The following is a 21,115-nucleotide window of genomic DNA, read 5'->3' as shown; positions in this document are numbered from 1 at the left end:
GAGCGGATTCTGATCAGTCTGGATCATAACCACAGGAGGTGAAGTAGTTGGCGCATTCCTGTGGTTGGAACAGATCGACCAACCTGCCGATGAGGGACCACAAGCCCGACACGGTGCGTTCGCCGGCCCTGCGCAGCATAGCCTTGAGGCGGGCGAAGGCCTTCTCGATCGGGTTGAAGTCGGGACTGTAGGGCGGGAGAAACATGAGGCGGGCGCCTGCGGCTTCGATGGCTTCACGGACGCCGGCACGCTTGTGGCTGGACAGGTTGTCCATGATGACCACGTCGCCGCGTCCGAGGTCGGGCACGAGAACCTGTCGGACGTAGGCCTCGAACCAGTCGCCGTTGATCGGGCCGTCGAGCACCATCGGCGCGATCATGCCGGTCATGCGCAGGCCAGCGACCAGCGTGGTCGTCTTGCGATGACCATGTGGGTAACCCATCCGCAGCCGCTCGCCCCGCCGGCAGCGGCCGTGGCTGCGGGTCATATTGGTCGCCGTCCAGGTCTCGTCGATGAAGACGAGCCGCGCAGGGTCGAGGTCGAGCTGGCCATCAAACCAGTCCTCACGCGCACTCAGGACGTCGGCGCGATCCTGCTCGATCGCATGCCCGGTCTTTTTTTGCGCGTGATCCCGTGACGGGCAAAGAAGCGGTGCAGCGTCGAGATCGCCACCGTCACGCCCGCCTGACCCAGCTCGCGACGCAGCTCGTCCAGCGTGATGTCGCGACGCGCTTCGTGCAGCGCCAGGATCGTGGGCGCATGCGCTTCGATCCGCCGCGACCGCGTGTCCCCGCCCTGCGGCTTGGCGGCATAGGTGCCCGTGCTGCGGCGCTGGTCGTGCCACCGGATCACCGTCGCGGCCGCCACACCGAACCGCACCGCCGCAGCCCGGCAACTCATCCCCTCGTCAACCGCGGCCAGCGCTCGCGATCGTAGATCCATCGACAACGGCTTGCCCATCAATGCCGGCCTCCATCCAGCCAGCACCGTGAATCAGATCAGCTCGGCCATGGGAATCCCCCTTCGACTCAGGTCGGCCGGGAAACGCTCTAAAACAGGCCGATTGAGCAGAAACTGCACTTGCATGCCCGATGCGTTATATGCTGGATTTCTCGTCCGGTCAGGGGGTTAGCGGTATGGTTTACTCGCTGCGACGACATTTTCCCGACATCGCCGGAATGATCGCGCAGCTTCTGCGGTAAGCGCCGCTCTGCGCCTCCCGTCCGGAAAGCCTCCGCCACGACAGACGTCATCCCAACGAACGCCGGGATCATTGGCCGCAGGGGGCCCTTACGGCGAAAGACCCCAGCCTGCGCTGGGGTGACGGCAGGCTGCCGGGGATTTCAGTTTACCGGCCGCCGCCCCACGCCCGGCGGAGTCGCGGGGTCCACTTCGTCGATCTCGTCGCCGCGATGGCCACCACCGGCACCTGCCCCGCTGCCATGGACTTCGCCCGTCTTCGGATCGACCGTTGCGCGCCTGCCATCGTCGTCGGGCAGGCTGGTGTCGGCATTGCCCTCACCCGGCGCTGGCGGGGTGGTCGTTACGCGGCCCGAGGGCTCCGCCCGGCCCATCGCGTGCTCGTCGTCGCGATGATAGTCCTGGCCCGTATAGCCACTATCGCGATCGAAGGGCTGAGGGTCGCGCTTTTCCTGCTCGGACATGGATGATCTCCTTTGCCCGGACTCAACGGGGCAAGGGTGACGCCGTTCCCCATCACGCAAAAGGGGCGCCCACCGGTCGGTGGACGCCCCCTTTCGTCAAGCCGAAGCGTGCCGATCAGCTGCGGAACAGCGAGTGCGGATCGATGATGTCGCCATGCCCGATCGAGTCCGAATCACGGCTCTGCTGATCGCGCTCGGCGCGCAGCGAGGCGAGCAGCGCTTCGCGGTCACCCTCCAGGCGGGTGTCGGTCGGCTGCGCATCGGCATTGCCGCCGGTCGCCTTCGCCGCCTTGGCCACCGCCGAGTCGAGCTCGCGCTGGGTGGTCAGGCCCAGCGTCACCGGGTCCTTCGGCGTGATGTTGGCGATGTTCCAGTGGCTGCGGTCGCGGATCGCGGCAATCGTGGTGCGGGTGGTGCCGATCAGGTTGCTGATCGCGCCGTCCGAGATTTCCGGGTGGTTGCGGATGATCCAGGCGATGCCGTCGGGCTTGTCCTGCCGCTTGCTGACCGGCGTGTAGCGCGGGCCCTTGGTCCGGCGGACCTGCTCGGGGCCCTTGGTCATCTTCATGCGATAATCGGGATTGGCCTGCGCCTTCTCGATCTCGCTCTGCGTCACTTCGTGCGCGCGGACCGGATCACGGCCGGTCAACTTGGTCGCCGCCGTGTCGTCGGCGATCGCCTGCACTTCCAGGATATGAAGGCCGCAGAAATCCGCAATCTGCTCGAAGGAGAGCGAGGTGTTGTCGACCAGCCAGGAAGCGGTCGCATGGGGCATGAGCGGCTGGGCCACGGGGATCACTCCAGTCGGAAAATAAAAGGGCCGCCCCTCATCGGAGCGGCCGTAGCGGCGGCAAATCTAATGCGAGCCGCCTCCAAGAGCAAGGTGCGGCGCCACAAAGTGACCGAAACAGTGCCTCATACGCCCCTGCCCTTGCGCCGTCCAGCGCCCCGGCGGCCGTGCGTCGCATCAATTGCCGTCGTCGAATCGTCCGAAGGGAAGAAGCTGCGAGGCCAGCCTGCGGGTTGCCGGACCGTCACCCGCGCGCACCGGCGTCAGCACGGCGACGGCGGCGCGTTGCAGGATGCGGTCGATCGGCGTCACCGTCGCGGCATGCGCCGCCGCCTCCGCCAGAGCAGGGCCACGCGGGTCGCGCGGATCGAGCTCCAGCCGAAGCAGCGCCGCCAGTCCGGGAAACAAGGCCCGGTCGCCGCCCAGCGCGATGGCCCGGTCGAGCAGGGCGAAGCCGGCCCCCCGCTGCGCCCCGAGCGCCGCGCGCCCGACGATCGCCCCCAGCTTCTTGACCGCGCCGATATGCCAGGCGCCCAGCGCCAGCTGCGCCTCGGCGTCGCGGGGATTCTGCGCGATCAGCGCCTCGAACTGACGCCGCGCGGCGATCGCATCGGTGCGGTTGCCGGTCAGCTTGGCGCGGTAGCCCAGCGCGGTGGCGCGCATCAGCAGCGCCTCGTGATCGTCGGGACTGTGCTTCAGCATATTGCCGGCGGTCGCATAGGCCAGCGTCACCCGGCGCAGCGCGCTCGCCTCGTCGGTATCGGCGAAGGAAGCCTGGGTCAGGATGTCGCGCGCCGACTGGGCAGCGGCGGGTATCGCCGCCATATTGCCCGCCATCACGATCCCGGCGGCCAGCCCCCATCGCAGCATTCGCATCCCCCTTGGCCATTCGTGCGGACCGAACCGATCGGGCCGACCCGGCCGATTCGCTCGTCCGATCCGTTACCCCGGTCGATCACAGTCCGAAATGGGCAGATCGGATTATTCGCCGATGGTCAGGACGATCTTGCCCATATGGTCGCCCGCTTCCATGCGGCGATGCGCGTCCGCGGCCTGCGCCAGCGGAAAGCTGCGATCGATGACCGGGCGCAGCCGCCCTTCCTCGACATGCGGCCAGACGATCCGCGCCACCTCGTCGGCGACCATCGCCTTGAACTCGGCATCGCGACCGCGCAGCGTCGATCCGGTCAGGATCAGGCGGCGGCGCATCACCTCCCAGAGCGGGATTTCCGCCTTCGCGCCGCGCTGGACCGCGATCGAGACATGCCGCCCCTCCTCGCCCAGGCATTTCAGGTTGCGCGGCACATAATCGCCGCCGACCATGTCGAGGACGATGTCCACACCCTTGCCGCCGGTGAAGGCCTGGACCGCCTCGACGAAATCCCCGGTGCGATAGTTGATCGCGCTGGCTGCGCCGAGCTTTTCGGCGGCCGCGCATTTGTCGTCCGATCCGGCGGTGACGATCACCGTCAGGCCGAACAGCTTGCCCAGCAGGATCGCCATGGTGCCGATGCCGCTGGTCCCGCCATGGACGAGCAGGGTCTCGCCCTCGCGGGCATAGGCGCGCTCGAAGACATTGGTCCACACGGTGAACAGCGTCTCGGGCAGCGCCGCCGCCTGTACCATCGACAGGCCGTTGGGCACGGGCAGGCAGTGCTCGGCCACCGCCACCGCATATTCGGCATAGCCGCCGCCGCCGATCAGCGCGCAGACCGGCTGGCCCAGCAACTCGGGCCCAACGCCCTCGCCGATCGCGACGACCTCGCCCGCGATTTCCAGACCGGGGATGGAGGGCGCGCCCGGCGGCGGCGGATAGAGCCCCTGGCGCTGCATCACATCGGGCCGGTTGACCCCGGCGGCGGCGATCCGGATCAGCACTTCGCCCGCACCGGGCCGCGGGGTCGGCCGACGGGTCGGGACCAGCACCTCCGGCCCGCCCGCCGCTTCGGGATCGATCGCGGTCATCATCTCGGGGAGATCGCCGATCCCCATCACGTCGTTATCCGCGTGCACCGATTACCGCCCCTTCGTGAACGTCGCCATGTCGCCCCGTTATTGACATCGGCGACGACCGGGTCAACGCTGCATCCCGATATGGAACAGGACGACTCCCCGATCCGCATTCCCGACAGCCTGACCATGCTGGTCCGGACCGATCTCGACCCGCTCTCGCTCGCCGAGCTGGAGACGCGGATCGCCGTGCTGGAGCAGGAGATCGACCGGACCCGCCGCCACATCGACCGCGCCGCGATCCACCGCGCCAGCGCTGACGCGCTGTTCAAGCGGTGACGCAGGGGGCCCCCACCCGGCGCGCACGCTCCGAGGCGGTCCCATATTTTCGTTCGCGCGATACGCTTTGTTCAGCCGCCGCGCGTTACACCCGCTTGATGCCGGGGCGAACCATCCCGACATTGGTCGAAACGAGGCGTCAGTCCATGGCGCTTCGGAAGGAGTATCGTAGATGCCATCTTTCGCCCCCGCGCTCGAGACCACGCTTCACAAGGCGCTGGAAGCCGCGACCGTGCGGCGCCACGAATATGCCACGCTGGAGCACCTCCTCCTCGCGCTGATCGACGACGACCATGCCTCCAAGGTGATGGAAGCATGCCATGTCGACCTGGGCGAGCTGAAGGCGACGGTCGCCCAGTATCTCGACACCGAACTCGACGCGCTGAAGGTCGAGGCGGCGACCGACCCCTCCCCCACCAGCGGGTTCCAGCGCGTCGTCCAGCGCGCGATCCTGCACGTCCAGTCCTCGGGCCGCGACGAGGTGACCGGCGCGAACGTGCTGGTCGCCTTGTTCTCCGAACGCGAATCCTATGCCGTCTATTTCCTCCAGCAGCAGGATATGAGCCGCCTGGACGCGGTCAGCTTCATCAGCCACGGCGTCGGCAAGGGTGGTGCCGCCAGCGAGTCGACCCCGCCCAAGGGCGTCGAGGAGGAAAAGCCCGCCAAGCCCGCCGAAAAGGGCAAGGGGGAAAGCGCGCTCAAGCAGTTCACCGTCGACCTCAACGAAAAGGCCAAGCTGGGCAAGGTCGATCCGCTGATCGGGCGCGGGCCCGAAGTGGACCGCACCGTCCAGATCCTGTGCCGCCGGTCGAAGAACAACCCGCTCTATGTGGGCGATCCCGGCGTCGGCAAGACCGCCATCGCGGAAGGGCTGGCGCGCAAGATCATCGAGGGCAATGTGCCCGAGGTGCTGCTGAACGCCGTCATCTATTCGCTTGACATGGGCGCGCTGCTCGCGGGCACGCGCTATCGCGGCGACTTCGAGGAGCGGCTGAAGGCGGTCGTCAACGAACTGGAGAAGCTGCCGCACGCGGTGCTCTTCATCGACGAGATCCACACCGTCATCGGCGCGGGCGCGACCAGCGGCGGGGCGATGGATGCGTCGAACCTGCTCAAGCCCGCGCTGTCGGGCGGTACGATCCGCTGCATCGGCTCGACCACCTACAAGGAGTTCCGCAACCACTTCGAAAAGGACCGCGCGCTGCTGCGCCGGTTCCAGAAAATCGACGTGAACGAGCCGACGATCGAGGACACGATCAAGATCCTGGCGGGCCTGCGCTCAGCGTTCGAGGATCATCATCAGGTCAAGTATACGCCCGATGCGATCAAGTCGGCGGTCGAGCTGTCGGCGCGCTACATCAACGACCGCAAGCTGCCCGACAAGGCGATCGACGTGATCGACGAGGTCGGCGCGATGCAGATGCTGGTGCCGGTCAGCAAGCGCAAGAAGACGATCACGCCCAAGGAGATCGAGGCCGTGATCGCCACCATGGCGCGCATCCCGCCGAAAAGCGTGTCGACCGACGACCGCCAGCAGCTGGAGACGCTGGAGACCGATCTCAAGCGCGTGGTGTTCGGCCAGAATGCGGCGATCGAGAATCTGTCCTCGGCGATCAAGCTCAGCCGGGCGGGCCTGCGCGATCCCGACAAGCCGATCGGCAACTATCTGTTCACCGGCCCCACTGGCGTCGGCAAGACGGAAGTGGCGCGCCAGCTGGCGACGATCCTGGGCATTCCGCTCCAGCGGTTCGACATGTCCGAATATATGGAGCGTCACTCGGTCAGCCGTCTGATCGGTGCCCCTCCGGGCTATGTCGGATACGACCAGGGCGGCCTGCTGACCGATGCGGTCGACCAGAATCCGCATTCGGTGCTGCTGCTCGACGAGATCGAGAAGGCGCATCCCGATCTGTTCAACATCCTGTTGCAGGTGATGGACAATGGGAAGCTGACCGATCACCACGGCAAGACGGTCGATTTCCGCAACACGATCATCATCATGACGACCAATGCGGGCGCCGCCGACATGGCGCGCGAGACGGTCGGGTTCGGCAACCTCACCCGCGAGGGCGAGGACGAGCAGGCGGTGCAGAAGATGTTCTCGCCCGAGTTCCGCAACCGCCTCGATGCGATCGTGCCCTTCGGTTACCTGCCGCCGGAAGTCGTCGCGCGGGTGGTGGACAAGTTCATCCTCCAGCTCGAACTCCAGCTGGCCGATCGTCACGTCCATATCAGCCTGGACGAAGCGGCGAAGAGCTGGCTCACCGAAAAGGGCTATGACCGCCTGTACGGCGCGCGTCCGATGGGCCGTTTGATCCAGGAGAAGATCAAGCAGCCACTGGCCGAGGAACTGCTGTTCGGCAAGCTGGTCCATGGCGGTGAGGTGACGGTGAGGATGAAGGACGGCGCGCTGTCCTTCGCGATCGAACCCGCTGCGCCGAAGAAGCCGCGCAAGAAGGGCGGCAAGCCAGCGGAAGTCGACGCAGGCTAATTGGCGACATGATCGGGCCGGGTGGCATCACCCGGCCCTTTTTCGGGCGGCCGTGCAAGGGGCCGATGCGGCGGTTTTCCCAAATCAAGCCGTTAACCACACACCCATAAAATTTAAGCCAAATTTAACCACGCCATGATATGGTCCACGCCATGGGTGGTGGATGGCTGACCAGGATTGGCACGCTGATTCTGGCGATCATGCTGGGCCTTGTGCCATTGTCTGCCGCGCAGGCGCAGGTCGGCCAACCGCTGACCACCTGTATCCGGCCCATCCACCCCGGCGATACGCCGCAGGCGATGCTGGCGGCCCCGCAGCGTTTCGACTGCCGGAGCGACCAGTCCTCCTATGGTGTCGGCGACTATTGGGTGCTCTCCCAGCCGCTGCCGGTGATTGCCGGCGATCCGCGCGATCGGCTGGCGGTCCGCTTCGCCAGCACCTGGCAGGACGCAACGACCCTGCATATCCTCTATGCCGACGGCCAGATGCGCCGGGTCGCCTATACCAGCGCGACCACCTCTCCCTATCTGCTGCTGGGCGCGATGATCGGCGTACCCCTGCCGCGCGAGGGGGCCCGGCCGGTCCGCATCCTGTGGGAGGCGCATGGCGCGGCGAACATGCGCGGCGTCGTGCGCGGCGCGCGCCTGGGCCGTCATGGCGACATGCTGGCGACCGAATCCTCGCTGGGGCTGATCTATGGCCTGATCATGGGAATGGTGATCGGACTGGCGGTCTATAATCTCGCGCTCTGGCCCGCGCTGCGCCAACCGCTCCAACCCGTCTATTGCCTGTTGCTGTTCTTCATCACCGGCTATGCGCTGGCATCGTCGGGGCTGATCGGCCAGTGGCTGCCCTGGCTGGACAATAACGAGCGGCACCGATGGAATGCCATCATGCTGGGCGGGGTCGCGCTGACCCTGGTCATCTTCGCGCGCCACTTCTTCGAGCGGAAGGTGTTCGAGGGCTGGCTGGACCGGTTGGCGATCGTGTCGTTTGTGCTGATCGCCATCCCCAACGTCGCCTTCGCGCTGCTCGCGCCGCGCTGGATCCTGCCGCTCGACCAGGCCGTGGTCTTCGGCTTCCTCATCCTGCTGTTCTTCCTGATCGCGGTGCTGGTCCAGGCCTGGCGGCGACGGAGCAATTTCCTCTGGGCCTTCGCCTTCGCATGGGGGGCGCCGATCATTCTGGCCATGTTCCGGCTGCTCCACGCCGCGCATCTGATCGCCTGGCGACCATGGATCGACCAATCGACGGTGCTGTCGATGGGGGCCGAGGCGCTGATCGCCAGCCTGGGCGTCGCCTATCGCATCTATCTGCTCAGCCGCGACCGCGATCTGGCGCGCGCCGACGAGCGGGTCGCCCGGCGGCTGGCGGATACCGATTCGCTGACCGGGCTGTTCAACCGCCGCGCCTTTCTCGACCAGGCCATCGGGCGCAGCGGGCCGCAGACGCTGATCCTGGTCGATATCGATCATTTCAAGCGGATCAACGATCAGCTGGGCCATGACGGCGGCGACGAGGTTCTCCGCGGCTTTGCGCATGCGCTGGCCGATCTCGTCGGCCCCGACACGCTGATCGCCCGGATCGGCGGCGAGGAGTTCGCGCTGCTGACCGACGCCGCGCGCGGGCCGGACATCGACCTGCTGCTCGCCCGGCTGCGCGAGGTCGCCTATCCCTCGGGGCTGAAGGTCACCGCCAGCCTGGGGCTGTGCACCGGCCCGATGCTGGACGAGACGGACTGGAGGGCGATCTACCGCGAGGCGGATCAGGCGCTCTACGCCGCCAAGAATTGCGGGCGCGACCGGGCGTGCCGGGGCCGCTCCCTCCCGATGACCGGCGGGATGGCGGAAAGCCGCCCCGCAGCCCCCTTGCCGCTCGTCCGGACACGGCCTAGACCGGCGCGCGGGGAGACGGGGGCGTGCGCGAACGGCGGATCGTGATGGCAATGGCGGTGCTGGCGCTGGTCGCGCTCGCCTATCGCCATCCGACCGCCGATATCCGCCTCATCACCCATGACCTCACCGACCGGTCGCCGCGCCGGGTGCAGGCGGCGGTCGATCTGGGGCTGCTCAGCGTCTCGTTCCTCTACACCTGGACGGTCGACCGACTCCGATAGGGACAGGCGCGGCATAAGGATGGATCAAGCATCCTTGCGCGCGCCGGATGCGTGCCGCATAGCGACATCATGGATACGCCCATCGAAGAACTGACGTTCGAGGACGCCCTCAAGGAACTGGAGAGGATCGTCGGCCGACTGGAAAGCGGCGAAGCGACGCTCGACGAATCGATCCGCCTCTATGAGCGCGGCGACCGTCTGCGTCAGCGTTGCGCCGAGCGGCTCGACGCCGCCCAGGCCCGGATCGAGGCGATCCGCCTCGACGCCGAAGGCAAGGCCGCGGGCACCCGCCCGTTCCAGGCGGGTTGAACGTGACGCTGACCGCCACGACCCTGTCGGGCGCGCTGGCCGAGGTCGCCGAGGATATCGACCGCCGCTTCGCGCAGGTGCTGGCCGATCCGGGCGATCCCCGCGCCTCGCTCTATGCCGCGATGCGCCATGCCGCGATCGGCGGGGGCAAGCGGCTGCGCCCGCTTCTCGTCTTCGCCACCGCGCATCTGTTCGACGTGGACCGCGACTGTGCGGGCTGGGTCGCGACCGCGCTGGAGGCGATCCATGTCTATTCGCTGATCCATGACGATCTGCCTGCGATGGACGATGACGACCTGCGGCGCGGCAAGCCGACCGTCCACAAGGCATTCGACGAGGCGACGGCGATCCTGGCGGGCGACTGCCTCCACGCGCTGGCCTTCGAGATCCTGGCCGATCCGTCGACCCATGCCGATCCCTTCGTCCGGTCCGAGCTGATCCTCGACCTCGCCCGCGCCTCGGGCCCCAGCGGCATGGCGGGCGGGCAGATGATGGACCTGGAGGCCGAGCGGCAGGTGTTCGACCTCGCCACCGTCACCCGGCTCCAGCAGATGAAGACCGGCGCGCTGATCTGCGCCGCGGTCGAGGCGGGCGCGATCCTGGGACGCGTCGCGCCCGAGGGCCGCATCCATCTGCGCGGCTATGCGCACGACCTGGGTCTGGCCTTCCAGATCGCCGACGACCTGCTCGACGCCGAAGGGGACGAGGCGGCGGCGGGCAAGAAGCTGCGCAAGGACGAGGAGGCGGGCAAGGCCACCTTCCTCAGCCTGCTCGGCGTCGAGCGCGCGCGCGAACAATGCCGGATGCTGGTCGCCCAGGCGATCGCGCATCTGCGCGATTACGGCCCCGAGGCCGACCTGCTCCGCGCCATCGCATCCTATGTGGTGGAGCGCGACCGATGACCCGGATCGGCGTCTATCCCGGCACCTTCGATCCCGTCACGCTGGGCCATATGGACATCATCCGGCGCGGCGCGAAGCTGGTCGACCGGCTGGTGATCGGCGTCACCACCAACCCGTCCAAGTCGCCCATGTTCACGCTGGACGAGCGCATGGAGATGGTCCGGCGCGAGGTCGCCGGCGTGGCGGGCGAGATCCATGTCGTCGCCTTCGATTCGCTGCTGATGGACTTTGCCGAGCGCGAGGGCGCCAAGGTCATCGTCCGGGGCCTGCGCGCGGTCGCCGATTTCGAATATGAGTACCAGATGGCGGGGATGAACCAGCAGATCAATCCGCGCGTCGAGACCGTCTTCCTGATGGCCGATGTCGCGCTGCAACCCATCGCCAGCCGCCTGGTCAAGGAGATCGCGCTCTATGGCGGCAATATCGCCAAGTTCGTGACCCCTGCGGTGCGCGAGGATGTCGTCGCGCGGGTCGAGAAGATCGGCCGCAAGGGATCTTAGGATCCTCCCCGGCACGGGGAGGTGGCAGGGCGCAGCGCTGACGGAGGGGGCTCTCCGCAACCGGCGTCCTTTGCCGCAAACCCCCTCCACCATCGCTTCGCGACGGTCCCCCTCCCCGTGCCGGAGAGGAGTTGATCCTCGAAAAGGTTCAGATTGGCGCAAGGGGCGATTTGCTCTACAGCCTCCCCATTCCTTTCCTTGTCGTAGAGATGTGATGCGCGTTCTCGCCGCTCTTGCCATGATGATGGCCAGCCTGATCGCCGTTCCGGCACAGGCCCAAAGCAGGTCCCAGGCCCAGCCCAAATTCACCACCCCCGCCAAGGCGGCACAGGTGCTGGAGGACAATGTCACCGGCCGCCCGGCCCCGCCGCCCGTCACCGACAAGGAGAATCTCTGGCTGCTCGACCTGTCGACCGGCGGCCGGGTGACGATCTGGCTGCGTCCCGATGTCGCCCCCAAGATGGTCGAGCGGATCAAGACGCTGACCCGTCGCCATTTCTATGACGGGCTGACCTTCCACCGCGTGATCGACGGCTTCATGGCGCAGGGCGGCGATCCCAAGGGCGACGGCACCGGCGGGTCGGACCTGCCCAACGTGCCCGCCGAGTTCAACTATCTGCCGCATGTCCGCGGATCGGTCGCCGCCGCGCGCGCCGACGATCCCAACAGCGCCAACAGCCAGTTCTACATCGTCTTCCAGCCGCGCTTCTCGCTCGACAAGAAGTATACGGTGTTCGGCCGGGTGATCGACGGCATGCAATATGTCGACAAGATCGAACGGGGTGAGCCGCCCGCGAACCCCAGCCGGATCGTCCATGCCTATGTCGCGGCCGACAATCCCCCGGCTTATGTCCCCGCCCCCGTCGCCGCCCCCAACCTGGGCGCGCCGGTGACGCTGCCCGGCGCGGCCCCCGCGACGAAACCCGCGCCCCGGCCCGCTCCGGCCCGTCGTTCCGCCCCCAAGGCGGCCCCGGCCAAGAAGGCGGCAACGGCCATCAAGTGAACGTAGATCTCTTCGACTTCGCGCTGCCGCCCGAGCGGATCGCGCTTTATCCGGCATCCCCGCGCGATTCGGCGCGGATGCTGGTCCTCGACGGCGACGCCACCCGTGACGAGCGGGTGAGCGACCTGCCCGCCGCGCTGCGCCCCGGCGACCTGCTGGTCTTCAACGACACCCGCGTCATTCCCGCTCAGCTGGAGGGGATACGCGGCGAGGCGAAGATCGGCGCGACGCTGCACAAGCGCGAGGGGACGCGGCGCTGGCGCGCCTTCATCCGCAACGCCAAGCGGCTGCGCGACGGCGACGTCATCGACTTCGGCGCAGGCGTCAGCGCGACCGCGCGCGACCGGGCCGAGGACGGCAGCTTCGCGCTGGACTTTGCCGGGGACGAGCCGGTCGAGCTGCTGCTGGAGCGGGCGGGCACCATGCCGCTGCCCCCCTATATCGCGCAGAAGCGGGGCGTGACCGAGAAGGACGCCGACGACTATCAGACGATGTTCGCCAACGAGCCAGGGGCGGTCGCCGCGCCCACGGCGGCGCTGCACTTCACGCCCGGCCTGCTCGAATCGCTGGCGGCCGCAGGGATCGAGCATGCCACGCTGACGCTGCATGTCGGTGCGGGCACCTTCCTGCCGGTCAAGGCCGACGACACGGTTGATCACAAGATGCACGCCGAATGGGGGCGGATCGACGCCGCCACCGCCGACCGGCTGAACGCCGTCAAGGCGCGCGGCGGCCGGGTGATCGCGGTCGGCACCACCTCGCTGCGGCTGATCGAGAGCGCGGCCGGAGAGGACGGCGTGATCCGTCCGTTCGAGGGCGACACCGCGATCTTCATCACGCCGGGCTATCGCTTTCGCGGGATCGACGGGCTGATGACCAATTTCCACCTGCCGCGCTCGACCCTGTTCATGCTGGTCTCGGCGCTGATGGGGCTGGATCGGATGCAGGCGGCCTATGCCCATGCGATCGCGCAGGCGTATCGCTTCTATTCCTATGGCGACGCCTCGCTGTTGCTGCCGGGGCCGCGCGCATGATCCTGCTGGCGCTGCTGCTCCAGGCGGCGACGCCGATGCCGGGGGCGAACGAGACGGTGACCGTTACCGCGCGCCCCGCGCCTTTCGCCCAGACCCCGGCGACGATGGTGGTCGAGCCGGTGGCGATGATGATCGCCGCCTTCGACGCGGACGGCGACGGAAAGACCACGCGCGAGGAGATGGAGGCGGGGGTCAAGCGATCCTATGACGCCATCGACACCGCGCATCGGGGATCGATCGGCTATCTCCAGTTCGCCGACTGGGCCGAACGCTGGCTGGGCGACCGCAACGCGCTGCCCAGCCCGTTCGACGTCGACAAGGACAATGACAACCGCATCACCCTGCCCGAGTTGCAGGCGCATTTCTCGCGCCTGTTCTCGCGCTTCGACCGCGACCATGACGGCGCGATCAGCCGCGCCGAGGCGCTGACCATCCGCACCATTCCCGCCGACGCCAATGGCCCCACCGGCCCGCTCGCGCCCCGAGACAGAAGAAAATGACCGCCCGCTTCTCCTTCGCCATCCACGCCACCGACGGCCGCGCCCGGACCGGCACCATCACCATGAAGCGCGGCGAGATCCGCACCCCCGCCTTCATGCCCGTCGGCACCGCCGCCACCGTCAAGGCGATGAAGCCCGGCGACGTGCGCGCCAGCGGGGCGGACATCATCCTGGGCAACACCTATCACCTGATGCTGCGCCCCGGCGCGGAGCGGGTGAACCGGCTGGGGGGCTTGCACGGCTTCATGGGCTGGGACCGGCCGATCCTGACCGATTCGGGCGGCTATCAGGTGATGAGCCTGGCCGACCTGACCAAGCGGTCCGAGGACGGCGTGTCGTTCAAGAGCCATCTCGACGGCACCCGCCATATGCTCAGCCCCGAACGCTCGATCGAGATCCAGCGGCTGCTGGGCTCGAACATCGTCATGGCGTTCGACGAACTGGTCCCGACCACCTCCTCGCCCGAGGTGCAGGCCGCCGCGATGGAACGCTCGATGCGCTGGGCCAGGCGCAGCCGCGATGCCTTCGACGCGGGCGGGCAGCATGCCGAGGACAATGCGATCTTCGGCATCCAGCAGGGTGCGCTCAACGAAGGGTTCCGCAAGGCGTCCGCCCACGCGCTGATCGATATCGGGTTCGACGGCTATGCGATCGGCGGCCTGGCGGTCGGCGAGGGGCAGGAGGCGATGTTCGGTTGCCTCGACTTCGCGCCGGGCCAGTTGCCGGTCGAGAAGCCCCGCTATCTGATGGGCGTGGGCAAGCCGACCGACATCGTGGGTGCCGTCGAGCGCGGGGTCGACATGTTCGACTGCGTGCTGCCGACGCGTTCGGGGCGCACGGGGCAGGCCTTCACCCGATCGGGGCCGATCAACATCCGCAATGCGCGGTTCGCCGAGGATCAGGGGCCGCTCGATCCCGCCTGCGGCTGCCCGGTCTGCGCGCAATATAGCCGCGCCTATCTGCACCACCTGGTCCGCGCGGGCGAGATCCTGGGCGCGATGCTGATGACCGAGCATAATATCTGGTTCTATCAGCAGATGATGGCCGATCTGCGCGGCGCGATCGCCGAGGGGCGGCTCACGGCCTTTGCGGACGACTTCCGGGCGCGCTACGCTGCCAAGGAATAAGCTGGTCGAGTAGGAGAGTAACATGACCGATCATACCGAAGACGCCCCCAACGAAATCCTCGCCGCCGCCAAGGAGGCCAAGGAGCATGCCGTCGCCGCGGCCGAAGCCGCCGCCGACTCGGTGAAGGACAAGACGCGCAACTGGCCGCTGGGCAAGATCGGCCTGGGCGTCGGCATCGGATCGGCCGCGATCGCCGCCGCCGTTCTCTACGGCAACCGCAACAAGTCCAAGTAACCCGCACTCCATAAAGAGGGTCTTCATGCGCCTTTTCCGTGCCGCGCTCCTGCTCGGCGTCGCCGCCCTTCCCTCGCTGGCGGGGGCACAGACCGCCGCTGCTCAAGGTGAACAGGGGGCGCGCACGGAAAGCGTGAAGCCGATCGCCTTCACCACGCGCACCTTGCCCAACGGGCTGCGCGTCTATGCCATTCGCGACACGACCACGCCCAATGTCTCGGTCCAGGTCTGGTACGATGTCGGGTCGAAGGACGATCCCAAGGGCCGCTCGGGCTTTGCGCACATGTTCGAGCATCTGATGTTCAAGGCGACGCGCAACCTGGTCCCCGAACAGATGGATCGCCTGACCGAGGATGTCGGCGGCTATAACAACGCCTCCACCGCCGACGACTATACCAATTATTTCGAGGTGGTGCCCGCCAACCACCTGCAACGCCTGCTCTTCGCCGAGGCGGACCGGATGGCCGCGCTGGTGGTCGAACCCAAGAGCTTCGCCAGCGAGCGCGACGTGGTGAAGGAGGAACTGCGCCAGCGCACCCTCGCCCAGCCTTATGGCAAGCTGTTCTCCATCTATTATCCCAAGCTGGCCTATACCACGCACCCCTATGCGCGGCCGGGCATCGGCAGCCTGGAGGAGCTGGAATCGGCGGGAATCGACGATGTCCGCGCCTTCCATGCGACCTATTATCGGCCCGACAATGCCGTGCTGGTGGTGTCGGGCAATTTCGATCCCGCGCAGCTCGACCGCTGGGTCGACCAGTATTTCGCGGGCATCAAGCGCCCCGCCGGTCCGATCCCGCGCGTGACGGTCGCCGAGCCGGCGCGAACGGCGGCGGTGTCGCGCACCGGCTATGACGCCAATGTGCCGCTTCCGGCGGTCCTCATCAGCTATCACATCCCGCCCGAGCGAAGCGCCGACACGCCCGCGCTGATGGTGCTGAACGCGATCCTGTCGGCGGGCGAAAGCTCGCGGCTGTACGAGACCCTGGTGTATCGCGACCAGCTGGCGCAGTCGGCCGCGACCTTCCTCGACACCAAACAGTCAACCGGCAACCTCGTCGCCTATGCGATGATGGCCAGCGGCAAGCCGGTGGCCGAAGGCGAGGCCGCGCTGAAGCGCGAGATCGCCCGCCTGCGCGACCAGCCCGTCAGCGCCACCGAACTGGCCGAGGCGAAGAACGAATTGCTGACCAGCGCGCTCAAGCAGCGCGAGACGGCGGAGGGCAAGGCCAGCCTGATCGCCAACAGCGTCATCGTCGATGGCGATCCCCATGCCGCCGATCGCCAGATCGCCGCGATCCAGACGGTGACCGCCGCCGACATCCAGCGCGTGGCGCGCGCCTATCTGAAGGATCAGCAGAGCGCGACGATCCGCTACCTCCCCGACTCGGACCGCCCGGCCAATGTCCGGGAGATGCCGATCGAACTGGCGCCGACCGTCCAGACCGCCGCGCTGACCCCGCCCGCCGACATCCCGGTGGTGACCCCGGCCCCCGAGGGGCAGCGCATCCTGCCCCCCGCCCCCGGCGCGCCGATCGCGCCCGTCCTGCCCCAGCCGGTCGAGACGCGGCTGGCCAATGGCGTGCGCGTCGTGACGGTCGAGCGGCACGACCTGCCGCTGGTCACCGCCTCGCTGGTCGCGCTGGGCGGCGCGGCGACCGATCCGACCGGCAAGGCCGGGGCGAGCAGCCTGTCCGCCGAACTGATGACCAAGGGCACGACGACCCGCTCCGCCACGCAGATCGCGCGCGCGGTCGAAAGCGTCGGCGGATCGATCGCCAGCAGCGCCACCGATGACGGCGCGACCATCGACCTGACCGTCCCCTCGGCGCAGATCGACACCGCGATGACCATCCTGGCCGATGTCGCCACCCACCCGGCCTTTGCCGCCGACGAGATCGAGCGCGCGCGGACCCAGTCGATCGACGGGCTGAACGTGGCGATGAAGAACCCGGCGCAACTGTCCGCGATGGTCGCCGACCGGGTGGTGTACGGCTCGCGCGCCTATGGCCAGCCCCTGTCGGGCACGCCCGCCTCGCTCAAGGCGCTGACCCGCGCCGACCTAACCGCCGCCTATGCGCGCAGTTGGAAGCCCGGACAGGCCACGCTGCTGCTGGTCGGCGACATCACCCCGGCGCGGGCCCGGCAGGTGGCCGAGCGTTATCTCGGCAACTGGCGAGCGTCCGGCGCCTCGGCCGCCGCGCCGCGCCCCGCCGAACCCGCCTTCCCCGCGCCGCGCGTCGTCGTCATCGACATGCCCGATGCCGGACAGGCCGGGGTCGTGGTGGCCCGCCCGGGCATTCGCCGCGCCGACGATCGCTATTATCCGCTGGCGGTCGCCAATACGGTACTGGGCGGCGGCTTCTCGTCGCGGCTCAACCAGGAAATCCGCATCAAGCGCGGGCTGGCTTACGGCGCGAGCAGCTCGGTGGCGACCGGGCGCGACATCGGCCTGATCTCCGCACGGACCCAGACCAAGAACCCCTCGGCGGCCGAGGTGGTCGACCTGATCGATGCCGAGATGCGCAAGCTGGGCAGCGAGCCGGTGCCGCCCGCCGAGCTGGCGACGCGGCAGGCGGTGCTGGTCGGCGGCTTCGGCCGGACGGTCGAGACCACCGACGGCATCGCCGACATCCTGGCCAGCTATACGCTGCAAGGCGTGCCGCTGGGCGAGCTCAGCCACTATATCCCGCGCGTCCAGGCGGTCGATCCGGCGGCGGTGCAGACGACCTCGGCGAGCCTGCTCGATCCCAAGGCGGCGAGCATCGTGGTGGTCGGCGACGCGAAGCAGTTCCTGCCCGCGCTACGCCAGGCGCATCCGGATGTGGAGGTGATCCCGGCGGCGGCGGTCGATCTCGACACCCCCAAATTGCGTTGAAGCCAAATCCTTAACCCCAGGCGTTATAGCGCGCTGAAAAGCCACGGGACGGGAAGGACGGCGGCGCGTTGCGGGTGGCGAGGCGGACAGTAAGGCGGTTGGTGCAGGCATGGTTCGCCATGCTGGGCCTGATGCTGGCCGGGGGGCTGATGCTCGCCGCCCAGGCCGCCTGGCGACGCGGGGACGGGGCCCCGCCCCGGCCGTCTCGCGCGCCGGTCGCGCCCGCGCCGGTCATGGCTTCGTCGCGCCCCCTCCCCGCCTCCGACGGCAGCACCGGCACCGTCGCGCTGCCCAGCCTGCCCATCCCGCCCGGCGCGGTCCTGGCCGACAGCGGCGTGGTCGCCGCCCAGCCCTTTCGCTGGGGCCGGGCGACGGTCGTGGACCGGGCCCGCGCGATGCAGTGCCTGACCGCCGCCATCTATTACGAAGCGGGCGGCGAGAGCATCGATGGGCAACGCGCGGTGGCGCAGGTCGTGCTCAACCGCGCGCGCCATCCCGCCTTTCCCGCCAGCGTCTGCGGCGTCGTCTATCAGGGGGTGGAACAGGCGCATTGCCAATTCAGCTTCGTCTGCGACGGAGCATTGTCGCGGACGCCCGCCGTGGCGGGCTGGGCACGTGCGGCGCGGATCGCCGCGGCGGCGCTGGCGGGCAGCGTCTATGCGCCGGTCGGGCTGGCGACCCATTATCACAGCTTCGCGGTCGCCCCCGGCTGGAACCGCGCGATGGTGATGACCGACATGGTCGGCGCGCATCTCTTCCATCGGTGGAAAGGCTATTGGGGCACGGCGGCGGCGATGAACCGCAGCTATGCCGGGGGCGAGGTCGTGCCGGTCCTGCCGTCTGCGCGCAGCGAAGCCCCGGCCGAGCTGGCGGTCGCGCCGCCGACCATGGCCGTGCCGCCGCTTGCCGCATCCGCGAGCCCGGTCGCGACGCCGCCCCGACCGACGACCGAGCCGCCCAGGGCCGCGCCCGCCGGCGATACCGGCATCAGCGATCGGCTGGCGACGTCGGGGCAGATTCTCGACAAGTGGAAGGACAGCGGCCGCCCGCTGCCGCCCCGCGACTGACCGCGCCCGAGCGGCGGGCGCGGTCGTGCTCACCGATCAGCGACGATGGTTGCGGTCATGCTTCTCGAAGCGGACCTGGCGGCTGAGCACCGCATAGCGACGGTCGAGATCGTTGCGCTCCGACATGCTCAGGCCCCCGCCCGAGCGGCGATAGCGATCTTCCAGCCGGTCGAGCTGGCGAAGCTCGCCCCGCAGCCGATCCGCCTCGCGACGGTTGAGCGCACCCGAACGGATGCCCTGGTCGATCCGCCCCTGAAGCTGGCCCTGACGCTGGGCGATCGGGGTCCAGCGCTGCGCATCGGCGACGGTCGGAACCGCGATGGTGGCGAACCCCAGGGTCGCGAGGATCATGGCTTTCATAGCGTTACTCCCATAACAAGCGGGCGAATACTGGCCCGATCCGCAATATGGGTGGCGCTGATCCCAAAGCTATCGCAACCACCCCGCGAATATGTCGCCAAGTGTCGCAATTCGTTCGACTTTGTTCATCTTCCTTGGCCTCAGGCCGCCCCCGCCAGCTCGCGGATGCGCACGACGATCGCCTCTTCCAGCCGATAGATGTCGGTCAGCGCGGCCACCGGATGGCGTGTCTCGACCTTGCCCTCGAAGGTGCCGACATAGCGCGTCGTCGGGCTGTTGAAGTGCAGCCGGACCAGCGACTTGCGGTTGTTGTCGTCGAGCAGCACCGCGCAATAGGATTTGGAGTCGCGGATCACCACCCGCTCCGGGTCGACATGCCGCGCGGCGATCGCCTGGACGATGCGAAAGCCCGCAATCTCGTCCTCGGTGGTGATGATCCCCGAGCCCTCGGACATATCGTCCGACGCGCCCTCCTCGATCATGTCGGGGATCGGATTAGCGACGTTGAGCGCCGAGGTCAGTCGCTCGTTCACCCGGTCGCGGATCAGCGTCGCGATCGAGTTGGTCAGCGCGGCGTGATATTGCTCCTTCATCGCGGCATTGGCACGGCCGTTATAGAGGCGCGCCATCATCATCCGCACGAAATCCTCCGAGGGGTGGGCGAACTCCTTCTCCAGTTCGATACGCAGCAGCGACTGGAGCTTCAGCCGCCCCGCCTCGGCGATGATCAGGTCGATGTCGAACGACGCCTTGGCGAAACGTTCGAGGATCGCCGGATCGGTGCGGCGAATGCCGTCCATCGTGAAGACGAAGAACGGCTTTTCGTCCATCTTGTTGGGCTGTTCGGTGTCGGAATAGAATTGATAGACGACCCCGTTGGTCAGGATCGCCACCCGTGCCTCGGTCGTGGAAAAATACCGATAGAGTTGCGAGGCGTGTTTCAGGTCGAGTTCGATCGAGGAGGGCTTGCACTCGATCAGGATGGCCAGCTTGCCGTCGATCGCCAGCGCGTAATCGACCTTCTCGCCCTTCTTGATGCCGACATCGGCGGTGAATTCCGGGATGACCTCGGCCGGGTTGAACACGTCATAGCCCAGCGCCTGGATGAAGGGCATGACCAGCGCGGTCTTGGCCGCTTCCTCGGTCAGCAGCAATTCACGGTGCTGCGCGGTCCGCTTTTCCAGTTCGACCAGCTTCGTCGCCAAATCCATCGCCACCCCCATGCCTTGATCGGCGACAGCGTAGGCGAGGCGGGTGCGAAAAAGCCGGCCAGTCGCATCCGAAACGGAGGTGACCGACCGGCCCTTGATCGATCAGCGCTTGCGATCAGCGGCAGCGGACATTGTTGCGCTCGATCGCACGGCCCGCCAGCGCGCCGCCAGCGGCACCCAGCAGCGTTCCCAGCGTCTGCGACCCACCCGAGGTGATCGCCGCGCCCAGCGCGCCGCCCGCGATACCGCCGACGATCAGGCCGGTGGTGCCGTCGTTGCGGCGGCAATAATAGCGACCGTCCTGACCGACATAGACGCGGTCGTTGGCGCCCAGGCGACGCTCGCGATAGCGGCTGTTGTCGACATAATAGCGGTCGGCATAATAGCCGCCATAGGCCGGGTCGGGCCGGTCATAATCATAGGCGTAGCGCGGGCCGCCATAGCCGCCGCCCAACCCGCCGCCATAGGTCGAACAACCCGAAACCAGCGTCGCGGCCGCAACCAGACCAAGTGTCAGTGCACGCATCACATCCTCCCTTATGGGTGATGTGGGGTAATCGCTTTGATGCGACAAAAGTTGCGATATGTTAAATGGGTTTTGCCGTGTGGGAGCCGGGTTGTTTGCGAGTGCCGGGCGTG

At 67.8% G+C, this 21,115-nt stretch carries 22 protein-coding genes; 14 read left to right on the top strand and 8 right to left on the bottom strand.

Annotated features, from left to right (window positions below; genetic code table 11):
* Nucleotides 1-13: 13 nt before the first annotated feature.
* The 5 genes from QE385_RS14370 to QE385_RS14350 all read right to left on the bottom strand — a co-directional run bounded on the left by QE385_RS14370 (nucleotide 14) and on the right by QE385_RS14350 (nucleotide 4,419).
* Nucleotides 14-960, bottom strand: a protein-coding gene (locus QE385_RS14370) for an IS630 family transposase (RefSeq protein WP_307098127.1) whose coding sequence is annotated in 2 segments (ribosomal slippage) — nucleotides 14-624 and nucleotides 624-960 — 948 coding nt in all. Because the reading frame shifts where the segments join, the coding sequence is not laid out codon by codon here.
* 383 nt (nucleotides 961-1,343) lie between these two features.
* Entirely contained in the window at nucleotides 1,344-1,664 is a 321-nt protein-coding gene (locus QE385_RS14365) for a hypothetical protein (RefSeq protein ID WP_307102968.1), read from the bottom strand.
* Nucleotides 1,665-1,779: 115 nt separating this feature from the next.
* Nucleotides 1,780-2,454: a DUF1013 domain-containing protein gene (locus tag QE385_RS14360; protein WP_307102965.1), complete on the bottom strand. Its 675-nt coding sequence runs from the start codon at nucleotides 2,452-2,454 to the stop codon at nucleotides 1,780-1,782.
* A 177-nt stretch (nucleotides 2,455-2,631) separates the two neighbouring features.
* Entirely contained in the window at nucleotides 2,632-3,324 is a 693-nt protein-coding gene (locus tag QE385_RS14355; RefSeq protein ID WP_307102962.1) for a hypothetical protein, read from the bottom strand.
* A 111-nt stretch (nucleotides 3,325-3,435) separates the two neighbouring features.
* Nucleotides 3,436-4,419 carry an NAD(P)H-quinone oxidoreductase gene (locus QE385_RS14350; RefSeq protein ID WP_307104737.1) on the bottom strand — a complete coding sequence of 328 codons (984 nt, stop codon included), beginning with the start codon at nucleotides 4,417-4,419 and terminating at the stop codon, nucleotides 3,436-3,438.
* A gap of 129 nt (nucleotides 4,420-4,548) precedes the next feature.
* On the opposite strand from QE385_RS14350, the gene QE385_RS14345 reads away from it, so the two are divergent.
* The 14 genes from QE385_RS14345 (at nucleotide 4,549) to QE385_RS14280 (ending at nucleotide 18,905) form a co-directional block, all read left to right on the top strand.
* Complete coding sequence (locus QE385_RS14345; protein WP_307102960.1) at nucleotides 4,549-4,743, top strand: DUF1192 domain-containing protein; 195 nt, start codon at nucleotides 4,549-4,551, stop codon at nucleotides 4,741-4,743.
* Nucleotides 4,744-4,915: 172 nt separating this feature from the next.
* Nucleotides 4,916-7,234 carry an ATP-dependent Clp protease ATP-binding subunit ClpA gene (gene clpA, locus QE385_RS14340; RefSeq protein WP_307102958.1) on the top strand — a complete coding sequence of 773 codons (2,319 nt, stop codon included), beginning with the start codon at nucleotides 4,916-4,918 and terminating at the stop codon, nucleotides 7,232-7,234.
* A gap of 140 nt (nucleotides 7,235-7,374) precedes the next feature.
* The gene (locus QE385_RS14335) at nucleotides 7,375-9,174 is read left to right on the top strand and encodes a diguanylate cyclase (protein ID WP_307102956.1); all 1,800 of its coding nucleotides are present in this window, start codon (nucleotides 7,375-7,377) and stop codon (nucleotides 9,172-9,174) included.
* Nucleotides 9,153-9,350: a hypothetical protein gene (locus QE385_RS14330; protein WP_307102953.1), complete on the top strand. Its 198-nt coding sequence runs from the start codon at nucleotides 9,153-9,155 to the stop codon at nucleotides 9,348-9,350. The genes QE385_RS14335 and QE385_RS14330 overlap by 22 nt, the downstream gene beginning before the upstream one ends.
* 69 nt (nucleotides 9,351-9,419) lie before the next feature.
* Nucleotides 9,420-9,659: an exodeoxyribonuclease VII small subunit gene (locus QE385_RS14325; protein ID WP_007406073.1), complete on the top strand. Its 240-nt coding sequence runs from the start codon at nucleotides 9,420-9,422 to the stop codon at nucleotides 9,657-9,659.
* A gap of 2 nt (nucleotides 9,660-9,661) precedes the next feature.
* Nucleotides 9,662-10,561: a polyprenyl synthetase family protein gene (locus tag QE385_RS14320; protein WP_307102951.1), complete on the top strand. Its 900-nt coding sequence runs from the start codon at nucleotides 9,662-9,664 to the stop codon at nucleotides 10,559-10,561.
* Entirely contained in the window at nucleotides 10,558-11,061 is a 504-nt protein-coding gene (coaD, locus tag QE385_RS14315) for a pantetheine-phosphate adenylyltransferase (RefSeq protein WP_307102949.1), read from the top strand. The genes QE385_RS14320 and coaD overlap by 4 nt, the downstream gene beginning before the upstream one ends.
* Before the next feature lie 214 nt (nucleotides 11,062-11,275).
* The gene (locus QE385_RS14310; RefSeq protein ID WP_307102946.1) at nucleotides 11,276-12,064 is read left to right on the top strand and encodes a peptidylprolyl isomerase; all 789 of its coding nucleotides are present in this window, start codon (nucleotides 11,276-11,278) and stop codon (nucleotides 12,062-12,064) included.
* Nucleotides 12,061-13,098, top strand: coding sequence for a tRNA preQ1(34) S-adenosylmethionine ribosyltransferase-isomerase QueA (queA, locus tag QE385_RS14305; RefSeq protein ID WP_307102944.1), 1,038 nt, complete (start codon nucleotides 12,061-12,063; stop codon nucleotides 13,096-13,098). Before QE385_RS14310 ends, queA begins: the two co-directional genes overlap by 4 nt.
* Entirely contained in the window at nucleotides 13,095-13,598 is a 504-nt protein-coding gene (locus QE385_RS14300) for an EF-hand domain-containing protein (RefSeq protein WP_307102942.1), read from the top strand. The genes queA and QE385_RS14300 overlap by 4 nt, the downstream gene beginning before the upstream one ends.
* On the top strand, nucleotides 13,595-14,725 hold the full coding sequence (gene tgt, locus QE385_RS14295) for a tRNA guanosine(34) transglycosylase Tgt (RefSeq protein ID WP_307102940.1): 1,131 nt from the start codon (nucleotides 13,595-13,597) through the stop codon (nucleotides 14,723-14,725). Before QE385_RS14300 ends, tgt begins: the two co-directional genes overlap by 4 nt.
* A gap of 22 nt (nucleotides 14,726-14,747) precedes the next feature.
* Nucleotides 14,748-14,960: a hypothetical protein gene (locus QE385_RS14290; protein ID WP_307102939.1), complete on the top strand. Its 213-nt coding sequence runs from the start codon at nucleotides 14,748-14,750 to the stop codon at nucleotides 14,958-14,960.
* Between the two features lie 25 nt (nucleotides 14,961-14,985).
* Entirely contained in the window at nucleotides 14,986-17,838 is a 2,853-nt protein-coding gene (locus tag QE385_RS14285; RefSeq protein ID WP_307102937.1) for a pitrilysin family protein, read from the top strand.
* A gap of 101 nt (nucleotides 17,839-17,939) precedes the next feature.
* Nucleotides 17,940-18,905: a cell wall hydrolase gene (locus tag QE385_RS14280; RefSeq protein WP_307102935.1), complete on the top strand. Its 966-nt coding sequence runs from the start codon at nucleotides 17,940-17,942 to the stop codon at nucleotides 18,903-18,905.
* 36 nt (nucleotides 18,906-18,941) lie between these two features.
* Here QE385_RS14280 and QE385_RS14275 read toward each other — a convergent pair whose 3' ends face one another.
* From QE385_RS14275 to QE385_RS14265, 3 genes are all read right to left on the bottom strand, one after another.
* Nucleotides 18,942-19,265 (bottom strand): hypothetical protein, encoded by a 324-nt coding sequence (locus tag QE385_RS14275; RefSeq protein ID WP_307102934.1) that lies wholly within the window; start codon nucleotides 19,263-19,265, stop codon nucleotides 18,942-18,944.
* Between the two features lie 140 nt (nucleotides 19,266-19,405).
* Nucleotides 19,406-20,476 (bottom strand): type I restriction endonuclease, encoded by a 1,071-nt coding sequence (locus tag QE385_RS14270; RefSeq protein WP_307102932.1) that lies wholly within the window; start codon nucleotides 20,474-20,476, stop codon nucleotides 19,406-19,408.
* A gap of 115 nt (nucleotides 20,477-20,591) precedes the next feature.
* Nucleotides 20,592-21,002 carry a glycine zipper 2TM domain-containing protein gene (locus tag QE385_RS14265; protein ID WP_307102929.1) on the bottom strand — a complete coding sequence of 137 codons (411 nt, stop codon included), beginning with the start codon at nucleotides 21,000-21,002 and terminating at the stop codon, nucleotides 20,592-20,594.
* Nucleotides 21,003-21,115: the final 113 nt, after the last annotated feature.

Source organism: Sphingomonas sp. SORGH_AS_0950 (assembly GCF_030818415.1).
Taxonomy (GTDB): domain Bacteria; phylum Pseudomonadota; class Alphaproteobacteria; order Sphingomonadales; family Sphingomonadaceae; genus Sphingomonas.
The sequence above is the reverse complement of the archived record's forward strand: the minus strand, read 5'-3'. Positions and strand labels throughout refer to the sequence as shown.

Coding starts and splice junctions, on each gene's coding strand:
- QE385_RS14350 (WP_307104737.1), bottom strand. CDS start 4,419: ATGACCGCGATCGATCCCGAAGCGGCGGGCGGGCCGGAGGTGCTGGTC.
- QE385_RS14325 (WP_007406073.1), top strand. CDS start 9,420: ATGGATACGCCCATCGAAGAACTGACGTTCGAGGACGCCCTCAAGGAA.
- QE385_RS14345 (WP_307102960.1), top strand. CDS start 4,549: ATGGAACAGGACGACTCCCCGATCCGCATTCCCGACAGCCTGACCATG.
- QE385_RS14335 (WP_307102956.1), top strand. CDS start 7,375: ATGGTCCACGCCATGGGTGGTGGATGGCTGACCAGGATTGGCACGCTG.
- QE385_RS14270 (WP_307102932.1), bottom strand. CDS start 20,476: ATGGATTTGGCGACGAAGCTGGTCGAACTGGAAAAGCGGACCGCGCAG.
- QE385_RS14300 (WP_307102942.1), top strand. CDS start 13,095: ATGATCCTGCTGGCGCTGCTGCTCCAGGCGGCGACGCCGATGCCGGGG.
- QE385_RS14355 (WP_307102962.1), bottom strand. CDS start 3,324: ATGCTGCGATGGGGGCTGGCCGCCGGGATCGTGATGGCGGGCAATATG.
- QE385_RS14275 (WP_307102934.1), bottom strand. CDS start 19,265: ATGAAAGCCATGATCCTCGCGACCCTGGGGTTCGCCACCATCGCGGTT.
- QE385_RS14265 (WP_307102929.1), bottom strand. CDS start 21,002: ATGCGTGCACTGACACTTGGTCTGGTTGCGGCCGCGACGCTGGTTTCG.
- clpA (WP_307102958.1), top strand. CDS start 4,916: ATGCCATCTTTCGCCCCCGCGCTCGAGACCACGCTTCACAAGGCGCTG.
- tgt (WP_307102940.1), top strand. CDS start 13,595: ATGACCGCCCGCTTCTCCTTCGCCATCCACGCCACCGACGGCCGCGCC.
- coaD (WP_307102949.1), top strand. CDS start 10,558: ATGACCCGGATCGGCGTCTATCCCGGCACCTTCGATCCCGTCACGCTG.
- QE385_RS14365 (WP_307102968.1), bottom strand. CDS start 1,664: ATGTCCGAGCAGGAAAAGCGCGACCCTCAGCCCTTCGATCGCGATAGT.
- QE385_RS14310 (WP_307102946.1), top strand. CDS start 11,276: ATGCGCGTTCTCGCCGCTCTTGCCATGATGATGGCCAGCCTGATCGCC.
- QE385_RS14285 (WP_307102937.1), top strand. CDS start 14,986: ATGCGCCTTTTCCGTGCCGCGCTCCTGCTCGGCGTCGCCGCCCTTCCC.
- QE385_RS14290 (WP_307102939.1), top strand. CDS start 14,748: ATGACCGATCATACCGAAGACGCCCCCAACGAAATCCTCGCCGCCGCC.